Here is a 13,642-nt window from a genome sequence, read left to right as displayed (position 1 = left end):
CTGACGGGGAGCACCGCCGCCCTCGCTCGTGCCGGTGCTGGTGGTCGCGGCCACGCGCTAGAGCTTCGGCGGCAGATCGTCCCCGTGCACGGGGCGGGTGGTCGTCGAGGAGGTCGACCGCGGTGCGTCGTCGACCGTCGGACGGCGGACGTCGTCGTCGGCCGTCTTCTTGTCGTCGCCGATCTCGTTCTTGAAGATGCGCATCGACTGGGCGATGCTCTTCGCGAGCCCGGGGAGCTTGGGCGCACCGAAGAGCAGCAGGATGATCGCCAGGATGATGATCAGGTGGAAGCCGGTGAGGTTGCCGAGCATGAGGTCCTCCTCGCGGGACGGATGAGTGGCAAGTGTACCGTGCCGTCCCTGGGCGGCCTCGGTCAGCCCGCGGCGGTTCCCTCGGCGTCGTACTCGGCCGCGGCACGACGTGCCCACTCCGCGACGGCCCTCCGCGCCTCCGGCGGTGCCACGACGCAGGCCCGCCCCGGCAGCCCGGCGACCAGGCGGGCCACCGTCCCGTGGTGCGACACGCGGAGCGAGAGGCGCGTGCGGCCCTCGTCCGCTCGCTCGACGTCGGTCGGCGACCAGTCGTCGAGCAGGGCGGCGGCCGCGTCGTCGATCTCGATCGTGACGACGACGTCGTCGGGAGAGCCCTCGAAGAGCGTGTCCGGGAGGGAGAGGTCGGAGGCGCGGTGCGTGATGGGCGCGTCGGTGAGCGCCGGTCGTGACATCCGGTCGACGCGGAAGGTGCGGAGCCCCTCGCGCACGTGGTCCCACGCGCGGAGGTACCAGTCGGCGTCCAGGGACTCGACCCGCAGCGGGTCGACCCGTCGACGCTCGGCGCGGCCGCGGACCCCGGCGTAGTCGAACTCCAGCTGGACCCCCGCCTCCACCGCCCGGCCGACGACCGCGAGGGCCTCGTCCGACTCGCTCTCGGCGACGGCCACCTGGCTCGGCTCGCTCGACGCGCCCCGGGAGAGCTTCGCGGTCAGCGAGGCGACGGCGGCCCGGTCGGCGTGGTCGGGCAGGGAGGACAGGTACTGGAGCCCGGCGATGAGCGCCGCCGCCTCGCGGGACGAGAACCGCGGCGACTCGTCGATGGCGACGAGGTTCGTCAGCACGATCACGTCGTTCTGCTCGAAGTCGTCCCACGCGATGTCGAAGAGGTCGCCGTGCTGGTACTGCGACGTCTCTCCGGGGATGCCGGAGACCGCGATCAGCTCGACCGCCCGCCGGATCTCCGCCGTGCTGACGGCGAAGTGCTCGGCCGCCTCGGCGACGCTCACGCGCTCGTGGTCGATCAGCCACGGGACGAGGGCCAGCAGGAAGGCCAGCTTGTCGGTCGCCTGCAGCGCGGGTCGGCGGTCGCTCACGATCGGGCCCCGGTCTCGGTGGAGGAGGCCACGGGCCGCGCTCCGTCGTCGTCGTGGTCGGCGACCAGGCGTCTCAGTCGCTGCACGACCAGCTCGCGCAGGCTCGCGGGCTCCAGGACGGTGACCTCCGGACCGAACGAGGAGAGCTCCTCGGCGAGGATGGACGCGTCGGAGTAGTGGACGGCCAGCACGTCGGCGCCCCGGGACTCCGTCCCCCGGCGCTTCGAGAGCCGGGTCTCGGCGTCCGACGCCTCGACCACGCGCACGAGCGCGGTGTTCGACCGGCGCAGCTCCTCCAGCCCGGCGAGGGCGGAGTCGGCGGTCGCGTCCACCGGTCGGGGAAAGGACCGCGCGGTGACGGTCACGGGTCCGACGATGCGCGAGAGGAGGAAGTTCTTCCGCGAGCCGGTGTCGGGCTCGATCGCCGGGACCATCCAGCGCCCCTGGTGCTGGACGAGCGCGAACGGCGCGACCTCGCGGCGGCGGGGCCGGGCCTCCCCCGGCTTCAGGTAGTCGAACCGGACGACGACCCCGCGGTCGAGGGCGGTGCGGAGCGGCTCGAAGGCGGCGTCGCGGGAGCGGATGCGCGGCGCGTACTCGAGCTCGGGCACGGTGGCCGTCCCGCCCAGCGACCGGAGCTTGAGGAGGGCCCGGCGGGACTCGCCCGAGAGCGTGCCCTCACGCCAGACCATGGCCGCCAGGGTCAGCAGGGCCGTCTCCTCCGGCGAGAACGAGATGTCGAGCGGCAGCTCGTAGCTGCCGCGCGGGATCCGGTAGCGGAGCAGCTGGTTGTTGCCGGAGGCCCCGGGGTCGTCGACGGTCTCGAGCGGGACGCCGAGCTCGCGGATGTCGTCCTTGTCGCGCTCGAACTGGCGCTCGAGGGCGGCGTTGTCGCCGGCCGTCGAGTACTTCTGGCGGTAGCCCTGGACCGTCGACAGGACCTCCGACTTGGTCAGCCCGGTGTCGGTCGCGAGCAGGGCCAGCACGAGGCTGAACAACCGCTCTTCGACGGGGATCCGGGGGGCGCGGGCGGCGGGCACGCGATCGATCCTAGGCCACGGCCGAGGTCGGCGACCCGCCGTGCGGGGCACCGGCCTCCGGGGCCGCGGACGGGCTCAGAGGGAGCCGAGCACGTCGAAGACGTACACGAAGCTGTCCGCGCCGCCGGCCTCGGCGGCCGGGATGACCGTCATGACCTGCGAGCCGACCTTCTGGCCGACGAGGGCGTCGCGGATGGGGGCCGGGAGGGCCGGGTCGCCGAGGGCGACCGTCGTGGCGGTGTCGCCGTTGTTCCAGGTCGAGGCCGTGACCGTCGAGGGCGTGGCCCAGGTCACGGCCGTGAACTGCACGACGGCGGTGTCGTCGGCGGTGAGCTCGCGACCGGAGCCCTCGCGGACGAGGTGGGTCTCCTGCGCGGTCGGGGCGTCGGCGTCGGGGACGGAGATGCCGGGGGCGCCGCCCGGGGCGGTGACGACGGCCGGCAGGCCGCTCTCGCCGGGCACGGGGCGGCCGTCGGCCTTCGGCAGGAAGGCCTGCTTGACGTCGACGATGGCGACGTACGCGGCGTCGGGGTCGTCGGTCGGCTCGACCGGCGAGCCCTGGATCGAGGCGGAGAGTTCGGAGGCCTTGACGGCAACGACCACGCGCGAGCCCACGGTCGAGCACTCGAGGGCCGCTGCGAGCGGGGCGAGGGCCTGCCCGCCGACCGTGATGGGGTTGGCGGCGGTGCCGTCGTAGCCGCTGTCCTCCACCTCACGCCCGGTGGCGCCGTCGTACAGCGTGTAGTCGATGATGACGGGCGACCCGTCGACGAGACGCTCGCCGTCGCCCTCGATGAGGGTCGACACCTGGGTCTCGGTGGTGACGATGGGGCTCGGCACGTCGGCGTCGGGCTTCTCCCCGAACGAGCCCGTGGCCGTGACCACCGAGGCGGCGTCGCCCGTGGGCGGGCAGCCCGACGAGCCTGGTCCGGAGTCGCCGGCGCACGCGGTCAGGGAGGCCAGCAGGCCGACGGCGACGACGAGGGCGGGGATGGTGCGCACGGGGCCTCTTTCCATGGTGCGGCCGGGCCGCGGGTGCTTCGGGGGCGGCGGGGCCGCGAGGAGCGGCCGGGAGCCGCGGGATGCGTCGGACAGCTTACTGGGCGTCGCGCGAGGGGTCGGTCGCCTCGCTCGCCGGGGCTGCGGCCTCGGCGTCGGGCGCGGTGCCCGCGGCGGCGGCCTCGGCGGCCCCGATCGCGGCGTCGGCGGCGGTGCGCGCCTGACGGGCCGTCTTGCGGAGCTTCTTGTCGCTGGCCGACCGGTCGCCCAGGGCGCCGGGCGTCCAGGCCTCGACGTCGGCATCGGAGTAGTCCGACTTCGACGGGCGGCGCTTGAGCTGCGGCAGCACCGCGCCGGGCGCGAGCCGGCGAGCGGTGATGAGGAACCCGGTGTGGCCGATCATGCGGTGGTCGGGTCGCACGGCCAGGCCCTCGACGTGCCAGCCGCGCACGAGCGTCTCCGAGGCGTCGGGCTCGGTGAACGACCCGGAGGCGCGGAGGGCCTCCGCGACGCGCGAGAGCTGGGTGGCGGTGGCGACGTAGCAGATCACGAGGCCGCCGGGCTTGAGGGCCGCGGTGGTCGCCTCCACGCACTCCCACGGCGCGAGCATGTCGAGCACGACGCGGTCGACCGTCCCGTCGGGCATCACGTCGGGCAGGCTCTCGACGAGGTCGCCGACGGTCACCGTCCAGTTCTCGGGCTCGGCGCCGAAGAAGCTCGTGACGTTGCCGAGCGCGACGTCGGCGAACTCCTGGCGGCGCTCGAAGGAGGCGAGTCGGCCCTCGGGGCCGATCGCGCGGAGCAGCCAGAGCGAGAGGGCGCCGGAGCCCACGCCGGCCTCGACGACGGTCGCGCCGGGGAAGACGTCGGCGAAGGCGACGATCTGGGCGGCGTCCTTCGGGTAGACGATGGCCGCGCCCCGGGGCATCGACATCACGAAGTCGCTCAGCAGCGGCCGGAGGGCGAGGTACTCGTCGCCGGTGGTGCTCGCGACGACCGAGCCGTCGGGCAGGCCGACCATGTCGTCGTGGGCGATCATGCCCCGGTGCGTGTGGAACACGGCGCCGGGCGTCAGCACCACCGTGTTCATCTTGCCCTTCGGGCCGGTGAGCTGGACCTTGTCGCCCTCGAGGAACGGCCCGGACTGGCGGCGGGTGGCGGTCATGCGGTGCTGCTTTCGGTCGGTGCGCGCGCCCGGAGGGCGGGGGCGTCGAGGAGGCGCGGGGTGCGCCCCGGGGTCAGGAGTCGGTCGTGCGCTGCTCGCGGAGGCGGCGCCCCGCGGCGTGCAGCTCGCGGAGGTCGGCGAGGGTGGTGCCGACCAGCGTGGTGCGGCGGACGTAGCCCGCGTCGTCGGCGAGGGGCGCGTGGTGCTCGACGCCGAGCGCGACCGCACCGGCCGCGACGGCGGAGGCGAGGCCCGGGACGCTGTCCTCGACGGCGACGCAGTCGGCGACGTCGACGCCGAGCAGCTCCGCCCCCCGGAGGTAGGCCTCCGGGTGGGGCTTGGCGTGCTCGACGTCGTCGCCCGCGACCACGGCGTCGAAGGCGTCGAACTCGATGGCGTCGACCATGAAGAGAGCCATGCGGCGGATCGACATCGTGACGAGCGCGGTGGGCACGCCGGCGGCGCGCAGCTCGGCGAGGAGCTCCTTCGCGCCCGGGCGCCACGGGACGTGTACGGCGCAGCGCTCGAGCACGGCGGTCGTGAGGTGGTCGATGATGGCGTCCTCGGACATGTCGACGCCGTGCTGCTGCAGCACGCGCGACGAGTGCCACAGGCCGGAGCCGATCAGCGTGTCGCCGTCGGCCTTGGTCCAGGTGCCGCCGAACGAGCCGACCAGGGCGACCTGGGACTCGAACCAGTAGGGCTCCGTGTCGACGAGGGTTCCGTCCATGTCCCAGAGGACGGCGGCGGGCAGGAGATCGGTCACGACGGAGGAGTCTACGGGAGGGGGCTCCCCCGGCGGGCGACCCGCGCCTCCTCGTGCTCGGTCTATCGTGGTCCGAGACGTCGAGGGCCCCTCCCCGACTCGGTGAGGACACGGTGACTGACACGTCTGACTTCGCGACGGGACGACTGCTGGTCGTCGCTTTCGAGGGCTGGAACGACGCCGGCGAGGCCGCCAGCGGCGTCGCCAGGAGCGTGATCGAGTCGCTGTCGCTCGAGGCGGTGGCCGAGCTCGACGGCGAGCGGTACATCGACTACCAGTTCAACCGGCCCCAGGTGGGGCTCGACGACGACGGCGGGCGCTCCCTCGTCTGGCCGCGCATCCAGCTGCACGCCACGCCGGACTCGTCGACGTCGCTCGCGGCGGCGCCGGTCGACGCCCCGGGCACCGAGGTCTTCGTGCTGCTCGGCGCGGAGCCGTCGCGCAGCTGGCGCAGCTTCGCGGCCGAGATCGTCGATCTGGTCGACGTGCACGACGTCACGTCGGTGGTCTTCCTCGGCGCGATGCTCGCCGACGTCCCGCACACACGGCCCATCTCCGTCTTCGTGAGCAGCGACAACGACGAGGTGCGCACGCGGCTCGGGCTCGAGCGCAGCAGCTACGAGGGCCCGGTGGGCATCCTCTCCGTGCTCGGCGACGCCCTCGAGCAGGCGGGTGTGCCGACGCTCGCCATCTGGGCCTCCGTGCCCCACTACGTGCACGCCTCGCCGTCGCCGAAGGCGACCCTCGCCCTCATCGAGAAGCTCGAGGAGGTCGCCGACGTGCAGGTGCCCCGGGGCGAGCTGGAGGCCGAGTCCGCCGCGTGGGAGCAGGGCATCGACGCGCTGGCCGCCGACGACGACGACATGGCCGGCTACATCGAGCAGCTCGAGCAGGCCCGCGACACCGTCGACTCCCCCGAGGCGAGCGGCGAGGCGATCGCGCAGGAGTTCGAGCGGTACCTGCGCCGACGCGACGGCAAGGCCGGCGACGGGCGCGACGACCCGCGGTTCCCGCCCGCGGTCTGAGCCCCGCCGGCGCGAGGCGCCGCCGTCAGCGCTTCTCGCCGGGCACGGCCACGCCGTTCTCGTAGGCGAAGACGACCGCCGCCGTGCGGTCGCGCAGCTCGAGCTTGCCGAGCACGTTCGAGACGTGCGTCTTGACGGTGGCCTCGCCGAGGTAGAGCGCCCGGGCGACCTCGGCGTTGGACTCGCCGACGGAGAGCCGGTCGAGCACCTCCCGCTCCCGGTCGGTGAGGAGGGCCAGGCGCGGGCTCGGCGTGGGCGGGCGGTGCTCCGGGCCGGCGAGGGCGCGCGCGACGACGTCGCGGGTCACCTCCGGCGCCAGCAGCGCGTCGCCGCGGTGCACGACGCCCACCGCGTCGATGAGCTCCTCCGGGCCGGAGGTCTTGAGCAGGAACCCGCTCGCCCCCGCCTGGAGCGCCCGGAAGAGGTAGTCGCCGTGGCCGAAGGTGGTGAGCACGAGCACGGCGGGCCCGTCGACGGGGCGCTCGGCGAGGATGCGCCGGGTGGCCTCGAGCCCGTCGAGGCGCGGCATCTCGATGTCCATCACGACGACGTCCGGCCGCGTCTCGCGCGCGACCTCGACGGCCTCGAGCCCGTCACGGGCCTCTCCGACGACCTCGAGCCCGTCGGCCGTGTCGAGGATGATCCGGAACCCGGCCCGGACGAGCTCCTGGTCGTCGACCAGGAGGACGCGGACGGGCTGCCGGGCCGTCACCGGGCGACCCCGGACGACCGTTGCGCGGGGCTCGCCGGCGTGGGCTCGCGGCCGGGCACCGCGCACGACGCGACCGGCAGGACCGCCCGGACGCGGTAGCCGCCGCGGGGCAGCGGCCCGATCTCGAGCTCGCCGCCGTGCAGGTCGACCCGTTCGCGCATCCCCCGGTGCCCCAGCCCGGTGCCCGTCGTGCCCGTCGCGGACGTCGGCGCGGACGACCCGTGCTCACCCGAGCCGCGACCGTCGTCGACGACCTCGATCTCGACGGTGCGGTCGTGCCGCGAGAGCCGGACGACCGCGACGGAGGCGGAGGCGTGCTTCAGCGTGTTGGTCAGGGCCTCCTGGGCGACGCGGTAGACCGTCACGCCCGTGCTCTCGGGCACGTCGGCGACGTCGCCCTCCACGGCCCAGCGGACGTCGAGCCCGAGTCGACGGGTGTCGTCGACGAGCTGCGGGAGGTCGGCGAGGCCCGCCGGGGCGGCACAGCTGCCGTCGCGGGTGCGGAGCACGCGAAGCAGTCGCTCCAGCTCCTCGACGGTCGTGCGCGCCGTCGCCTCGACGGCGCTGAGGGCGCCGCGGGCCACGTCGGGCCGGTCGAGGGTGCGACGCGCGGCGCCCGCCTGGATGCCGATAACGGCGACGTTGTGGGCCACGACGTCGTGCAGCTCGCGCGCGATGCGAGAGCGCTCCTCGTCGATGGCCTGGTCGGCGACGACCTCCTGCGCCGCCCGGAGGTCGACGCCCGCCCGCTCGAGGGCGTGTAGGCGCGCGGCCGAGACGCGGGAGGACCGCCCGACCAGGACCGCCCCCGCGAAGAAGAGCGCCGTGAACACCACGGAGTAGACGACGGAGGCGGTCAGCGGGCCGACGGGCACGCCCTCGGCCTCCCCCGCCCGGCGGGCGAGGCCGACGACCAGCAGGGCGAAGAGCGCGGCCGAGACGACGACGCTCGTTACGAGCGCGCGACGGCGGGAGGCGGCCCAGGCGTTGGCGGTGGAGATGACGAGGAAGAGGGCGAGGGCCGGGGCCAGGTCGTCCGGGTAGCCCCGGAGCGAGGCGCCCACCACGACGGCGGCCACCACGACCATGGCGACCAGGGGGCGTCGGCGTCGCAGGGCCACCGGGGCGCACAGCGCGACGAGCCAGGCGAAGGTCTCGGCGGGCGCCGTGCTCGCGGTCGGCTCGCCGTCCACGACGACGAGGGCGAGCACCGCGGTGAGCGCCCCGAGGGCCAGGAGGCCGAGGGCGACCAGGGCGTCGACCCGGGCGTCGCGGCGCGTGAGGCGACGTCTCGGGCGATCGGCGCTCCCGGGGTCCTGGGGAGGCGGCACGACGAGGGACATCCCCGTCAGTATGTCAGACGGTCATGTGTCGCGAGGTTCCGTCACCGCCCGGACGGCCGCGGGTCGAGGCCGGGTCAGCGGCGCAGGTCGACGCCGAGGAGGGCCTGCACCGCGTCCAGGTCGACCGCGGTGGCGGAGCTGCCCGAGGCGACCCGGGCGTCGACCGCCGCGAGGGCGGAGGGCGTGTCGAGGTCGTCGGCCAGTGCGCGACGGAGCGCGGCCAGGAGCGGCGTCGGCTCGTCGTCGGATGCCGCGTCGTCGGCCGCCGAGGCCCAGCGGACCCAGCGGTCGAGCCGGGCCTCGGCCGCCTCGAGGTCGGCGTCGAACCACTCCCAGTCGGACCGGTAGTGGTGGCCGGCGACGGCCAGCCGAACGGCGCGGGCGTCGTGGCCGGCCGCGACGAGCTCGCTGACCTTGACGAGGTTGCCGAGCGACTTGCTCATCTTCTCGCCCTGGTAGGCGACCATCCCGGTGTGCGCCCACAGGTCGGCGTACGGCTCACCCGTCATCGCCGTCCCGTGCGCCGCGCTCATCTCGTGGTGCGGGAACACGAGGTCGCTGCCGCCGCCGTTGACGGAGATCGGAGCGGCCAGGTGGGCCTGCGCGATGACGGTGCACTCGATGTGCCAGCCCGGGCGCCCGGCGGAGAGCGCGGACGGCCAGGAGGGCTCGCCGTCTCGGGCCGCCCTCCAGAGGAGCGGGTCGAGAGGGTCCCGCTTGCCGGGGCGGTCGGGGTCGCCGCCGCGCTCCGCGGAGAAGCGGGTCATGGTCTCGAGGTCGTACCGGCTCTCGAGCCCGAGGTGCCAGCTCGTCGACCGCTCGGCGGCCCTGACGTCGAAGTAGACGTCGTCGCCCTCGCTCGAGCCGGGCGTGTCGACCCGGTAGGCGAGCCCGAGGTCGAGGAGGTGCGCCGCGGCCTCGGCCACGTCGGAGACCACGTCGGTGACGGCCACGTAGTGGTCGGGCGGGAGCACCTGGAGGTGCTGCATGTCGCTGCGGAAGAGGTCGGTCTGCGAGGCGGCCAGGTCGCGCCAGTCGACGCCGGTCGCTGCCGCCCGTTCCAGCAGCGGGTCGTCGACGTCGGTCGTGTTCTGCGCGTAGGTGACGGCGACCCCGGCGTCGAGCCAGATCCGCACGAGGGTGTCGAAGGCGAGGTACGTCGACGCGTGGCCGAGGTGCGTGGCGTCGTAGGGCGTGATGCCGCAGACGTAGAGGGAGGCCGCGCCGTCGACGACGCGGGTCGGGCGTCGCTCGGCCGTCGCGGTGTCGTGCAGGGTGGGGAGGGGCGCCGAGCCGGGCAGCGCCGGGACCGTCGGCCGCGTCCAGGCCCTCACGCGGCCACCACGCCCGTGCCGAGCAGGACGAGCAGGACGACGCCGAGCACGATGCGGTACGCGACGAAGGGCAGGAAGCTGCGCTTCGAGATGTAGTTCATGAAGAACGCGATCACCACGAAGCCGACCACGAAGGAGACGACGGTCGCGGCGAGGGTCTCGCCCAGCGAGTACGGGCCGGGGTCGCTGAAGCTCTGGACGAGCTCGAAGAGGCCGCTGCCGAACACCGCGGGGACGGCGAGCAGGAACGAGAACCGGGCGGCCGCCGGTCGCGAGTAGCCGAGGGCGAGCGCGGTCGTCGTCGTGGCGCCCGACCGGGACACGCCGGGGAACAGCGCCAGCACCTGGGCGACGCCGACGGCGATGCCGTGGCCGTAGCTCATCTGCTCGAAGGAGCGCTCCTTGCGCCCGAGGCGGTCGGCGAGCCCGAGCAGCAGGCCGAAGACGATCAGCACCACGGCGACGATCCAGAGCGACCGGAAGACGGTGCGGATGTACTCCTGGGCGAGGTAGCCGACCAGCACGATCGGGACCGTGCCGATGATGACCAGCCAGCCCATGCGCACGTCGGGGTCGGCCTTCGGGATCTTCCCCGTGACTCCCTGGAACCACTTGGTGAGGATGCGCGTGATGTCACGCCAGAAGTAGATGACGACGGCCAGCTCGGTGCCCAGCTGCGTGATCGCGGTGAACGTCGCGCCGGGGTCGAAGTCGGCGGCCGAGCCCGGCTCGGAGAAGAACAGGCCGACGAGCCGCAGGTGGGCGCTCGACGAGACGGGGAGGAACTCCGTGAGGCCCTGGACGAGGCCGAGCAGGAGTGCCTGGAGGAGATGCTCCACGCGGGGGCCCTTCTGGTGCGGGGGTGCTAGTACGTCGCCAGCAGGTCCCGGAGGACGCGACTCCCGAAGGATAGTGCGTCGAGCGGCACCCTCTCGTCGACGCCGTGGAACATGGCGGGGAAGTCCATCCCCTCGTCGAGCCGCAGCGGCGCGAAGCCGTAGCCCGCGATGCCGAGCAGGCTCAGGGCCTTGTTGTCGGTGCCGCCGGAGAGCAGGTAGGGCAGCACGGGGGCCCCGGGGTCGTGCCGCTCGAGCGTGCCCGTGATCGCCTCGACGAGGGGGCCCGAGAAGGGGGTCTCGAGGCCGATGTCGGTGTGCATCGTCTCGATCTCGACGTCGTCGCCGATCAGCGCGCGGACCTCGGCCAGCACGGCCTCCTCCTGGCCGGGCATGCAGCGGATGTCGACCAGCGCCTCCGCCGTGTCGGGCACCACGTTGTGCTTGTAGCCCGCGGTGAGCATCGTGGGGTTCGTGGTCGTCCGCAGCGACCCGCGGATGAAGCCGGCCGCCGTCCCGGTGTGCAGCACGAGCTCGTCGGGCGACGTCTGCTCGAGGTCGACGTCGAGGATGCGCGCCACCTCGGAGAGGAGCGCCGTGGTCGTGTCGGTGAGGGCGATGGGCCACTGCTGCCGGCCGAGCACCGCGACGGCCTCGGCCAGCCGCGTCACGGCGTTCGCGACGATCATCTGCGACCCGTGGCCGGCCGTGCCCCGGGTGCGGAGCTTGATCCAGATCAGGGCCTTCTCGCCCGTCTGCAGCAGGTACGAGCGCCGGCCGTCGATGAAGGTGGAGTACCCGCCGACCTCGCTGATCGCCTCCGTGGCGCCCTCGAAGACCTCGGGGTGCTCGGTCACCAGGAAGTGCGAGCCGAGGACTCCCCCGGCCTCCTCGTCGGCCAGGAACCCGACGACGAGGTCGCGGGCTGGTCGCTCGCCGGCCCGGAGGATGTCGCCGAGCGACGACAGCATCATGGCGTCCATGTTCTTCATGTCGACGGCGCCGCGGCCCCAGAGCATGCCGTCGCGGACGACGCCCGCGAACGGGTCGACCGACCAGTTCGCCGGGTCGGCGGGCACGACGTCGAGGTGCCCGTGCACGACGAGCCCCGGCTTGGAGCGGTCGGCCCCCTCGACCCGGGCGAGGACGCTCACGCGGCCGGGCTCGGACTCGAAGACGAGCGGCTCCAGGTCGAGCGCCCGGAGCGCCTCGGCCACGTACTCGGCGGCGTCCGCCTCGCCGTTCGACCGGCCGCCCCCGTAGTTCGACGTGTCGAACCGGATCAGGTCGCGCGCGATGGTCGCCGTCTCGTCGAGCTCGACCTCACGGTCGGTCGTGGCGGGCTCGGACTCAGGGGTCGTCGTCATGTCGACCACGCTACCCGGAGCCCCCCTCCTGCCCGTGGTCATCGGGGCCCTCGGAGCCGTGCTAATGTTTCGTGGTCGGCTTCGGCAGGCACCATCCAGTCCGGGTGGCGGAAATGGCAGACGCGCTAGCTTGAGGTGCTAGTGCCCGTATAGGGCGTGGGGGTTCAAGTCCCCCCTCGGACACCGATCCTCGGATCGACACACTGGTTGAGACAGTGCAGCACCACGGCAAGGGCCCCGCTCCGGCGGGGCCCTTCGTCGTTCCCGGCCGTGTCTCTGCCGGCCGTCTCCTTCCCGGCGGTGTGCGTCGCGGGCGCCGTCGCTCCTCGTCGCCCGGTTCCCGTCCCCCCGCGCGGTCTACTGTCGCAGTCGACCGGACAGAGAGAGGGAACACGATGGAGTACACACGTCTCGGATCGAGCGGGCTGCAGGTCTCGGCCGTCGTCCTCGGCTGCATGAGCTACGGCGTCCCGGAGCGCGGCGCCCACCCGTGGAGCCTCTCCGAGGAGGAGTCGCGACCGTTCATCCGGCGGGCCCTCGAGCAGGGCGTCACCACCTTCGACACCGCCGACGTCTACTCCGACGGCACGAGCGAGGAGATCGTCGGGCGTGCCCTCGCCGACTTCGCCCGCCGCGACGAGGTCGTCATCGCCACGAAGGTCTTCAACCGCATGCGCCCCGGCCCGAACGGCGCGGGGCTCTCGCGGGCGCACGTGATGAGCGCGATCGACGACAGCCTCCGCCGCCTCGGGACGGACCACGTCGACCTCTACCAGATCCACCGCTGGGACCCGGAGACCCCGATCGAGGAGACGATGGAGGCGCTGCACGACGTCGTGAAGTCGGGCAAGGCCCGCTACATCGGCGCCTCGAGCATGTGGGCGTGGCAGTTCGCCAAGGCGCAGCACACGGCCGACCTCGGCGGCTGGACGCGCTTCGTCTCGATGCAGGACCAGTACAGCCTCGTCCAGCGCGAGGAGGAGCGCGAGATGCACCCGCTCTGCCTCGACCAGGGCGTCGGGGTGATCCCCTGGTCGCCCCTGGCGCGGGGCAAGCTCACCCGGGACTGGGACGACACCACGGCCCGCACCGAGACCGACCAGTTCGGCGGCACCCTCTACCGCCAGCGCGAGGACGCCGACCGGCAGGTCGCGGCGGCCGTCGCGACGGTGGCGGAGGCGCGGGGCGTCTCCCGCGCACAGGTCGCCCTCGCCTGGGTCCGCCAGCAGGAGGTCGTCACGGCGCCCATCGTCGGCGCCACGAAGATGCAGCACCTCGACGACGCCGTCGCCTCGGTCGACCTGTGGCTGACCGACGACGAGCTCGACGCCCTCGAGTCGCCGTACGTCACGAGGGAGAACGAGGGCTTCTGACCCGCGCCGGCCCCACGCGTCTAGTGTGAGCCGCACGCGGGCGACGACGCTCCGCGACCTGACAGAACGGAGGGCGCCAGCATGGGCACCGAGCACCACGGCAACGAGTCCGACCACCAGCACGAGGACCACGTCCACACCGAGCACGTCGAGACGACGAGCACCGACGTCACGAGCGAGCAGGACGGCTCGTACGTCGACAGCGACATCCCCGCCGACGGCGGCGAGACCACCGGGCCGCACGACGGCGAGGCCGACGGTTCGTACACCGACTCGGACATCCCGGCCGACCGCTGACGGTCCCCGGGGCGACGA

The 13,642-nt window shown here is 73.6% G+C and carries 14 protein-coding genes and 1 tRNA gene; 4 read left to right on the top strand and 11 right to left on the bottom strand.

Annotation, left to right across the window (positions count from 1 at the left end):
- Positions 1-57: 57 nt before the first annotated feature.
- The 6 genes from FHR77_RS06250 to FHR77_RS06225 all read right to left on the bottom strand — a co-directional run bounded on the left by FHR77_RS06250 (position 58) and on the right by FHR77_RS06225 (position 5,337).
- On the bottom strand, positions 58-312 hold the full coding sequence (locus FHR77_RS06250) for a twin-arginine translocase TatA/TatE family subunit (RefSeq protein ID WP_056054956.1): 255 nt from the start codon (positions 310-312) through the stop codon (positions 58-60).
- Positions 313-374: 62 nt separating this feature from the next.
- Positions 375-1,367, bottom strand: coding sequence for a helix-turn-helix transcriptional regulator (locus tag FHR77_RS06245; RefSeq protein WP_167259230.1), 993 nt, complete (start codon positions 1,365-1,367; stop codon positions 375-377).
- Complete coding sequence (locus FHR77_RS06240) at positions 1,364-2,407, bottom strand: WYL domain-containing protein (protein WP_167259229.1); 1,044 nt, start codon at positions 2,405-2,407, stop codon at positions 1,364-1,366. The genes FHR77_RS06245 and FHR77_RS06240 overlap by 4 nt, the downstream gene beginning before the upstream one ends.
- A 75-nt stretch (positions 2,408-2,482) precedes the next feature.
- A complete protein-coding gene (locus tag FHR77_RS06235) occupies positions 2,483-3,409 on the bottom strand; it encodes an FKBP-type peptidyl-prolyl cis-trans isomerase (RefSeq protein WP_167259228.1) in 927 nt (308 codons plus the stop codon).
- Positions 3,410-3,503: 94 nt separating this feature from the next.
- Positions 3,504-4,571 carry a tRNA (adenine-N1)-methyltransferase gene (locus FHR77_RS06230; protein WP_167259227.1) on the bottom strand — a complete coding sequence of 356 codons (1,068 nt, stop codon included), beginning with the start codon at positions 4,569-4,571 and terminating at the stop codon, positions 3,504-3,506.
- Positions 4,572-4,644: 73 nt separating this feature from the next.
- The gene (locus tag FHR77_RS06225) at positions 4,645-5,337 is read right to left on the bottom strand and encodes an HAD family hydrolase (protein WP_235491177.1); all 693 of its coding nucleotides are present in this window, start codon (positions 5,335-5,337) and stop codon (positions 4,645-4,647) included.
- 113 nt (positions 5,338-5,450) lie between these two features.
- Between FHR77_RS06225 and FHR77_RS06220 the strand changes: the two genes are divergently transcribed.
- A complete protein-coding gene (locus FHR77_RS06220) occupies positions 5,451-6,362 on the top strand; it encodes a PAC2 family protein (RefSeq protein WP_167259226.1) in 912 nt (303 codons plus the stop codon).
- 25 nt (positions 6,363-6,387) lie between these two features.
- Here FHR77_RS06220 and FHR77_RS06215 read toward each other — a convergent pair whose 3' ends face one another.
- The 5 genes from FHR77_RS06215 to FHR77_RS06195 all read right to left on the bottom strand — a co-directional run bounded on the left by FHR77_RS06215 (position 6,388) and on the right by FHR77_RS06195 (position 11,954).
- Positions 6,388-7,074: a response regulator gene (locus FHR77_RS06215; RefSeq protein WP_167259225.1), complete on the bottom strand. Its 687-nt coding sequence runs from the start codon at positions 7,072-7,074 to the stop codon at positions 6,388-6,390.
- Positions 7,071-8,417, bottom strand: coding sequence for a sensor histidine kinase (locus FHR77_RS06210; protein ID WP_167259224.1), 1,347 nt, complete (start codon positions 8,415-8,417; stop codon positions 7,071-7,073). The genes FHR77_RS06215 and FHR77_RS06210 overlap by 4 nt, the downstream gene beginning before the upstream one ends.
- 74 nt (positions 8,418-8,491) lie before the next feature.
- Positions 8,492-9,751 carry a cysteine--1-D-myo-inosityl 2-amino-2-deoxy-alpha-D-glucopyranoside ligase gene (gene mshC, locus FHR77_RS06205; RefSeq protein WP_167259223.1) on the bottom strand — a complete coding sequence of 420 codons (1,260 nt, stop codon included), beginning with the start codon at positions 9,749-9,751 and terminating at the stop codon, positions 8,492-8,494.
- Complete coding sequence (locus FHR77_RS15960) at positions 9,748-10,590, bottom strand: undecaprenyl-diphosphate phosphatase (RefSeq protein ID WP_167259222.1); 843 nt, start codon at positions 10,588-10,590, stop codon at positions 9,748-9,750. Before FHR77_RS15960 ends, mshC begins: the two co-directional genes overlap by 4 nt.
- A gap of 26 nt (positions 10,591-10,616) precedes the next feature.
- On the bottom strand, positions 10,617-11,954 hold the full coding sequence (locus FHR77_RS06195; protein ID WP_167259221.1) for a M20/M25/M40 family metallo-hydrolase: 1,338 nt from the start codon (positions 11,952-11,954) through the stop codon (positions 10,617-10,619).
- 98 nt (positions 11,955-12,052) lie between these two features.
- Between FHR77_RS06195 and FHR77_RS06190 the strand changes: the two genes are divergently transcribed.
- The 3 genes from FHR77_RS06190 (at position 12,053) to FHR77_RS06180 (ending at position 13,624) form a co-directional block, all read left to right on the top strand.
- Positions 12,053-12,137, top strand: a tRNA-Leu gene (locus tag FHR77_RS06190).
- A 212-nt stretch (positions 12,138-12,349) separates the two neighbouring features.
- Positions 12,350-13,327 carry an aldo/keto reductase gene (locus tag FHR77_RS06185; RefSeq protein WP_167259220.1) on the top strand — a complete coding sequence of 326 codons (978 nt, stop codon included), beginning with the start codon at positions 12,350-12,352 and terminating at the stop codon, positions 13,325-13,327.
- An 81-nt stretch (positions 13,328-13,408) separates the two neighbouring features.
- Complete coding sequence (locus FHR77_RS06180; RefSeq protein WP_056054926.1) at positions 13,409-13,624, top strand: hypothetical protein; 216 nt, start codon at positions 13,409-13,411, stop codon at positions 13,622-13,624.
- Positions 13,625-13,642: the final 18 nt, after the last annotated feature.

It is taken from the genome of Frigoribacterium endophyticum (genome assembly GCF_011759585.1).
Taxonomy (GTDB): domain Bacteria; phylum Actinomycetota; class Actinomycetes; order Actinomycetales; family Microbacteriaceae; genus Frigoribacterium; species Frigoribacterium endophyticum.
Note: the sequence above shows the minus strand (reverse complement) of the source record. Positions and strands in the feature narration are given on the sequence as shown.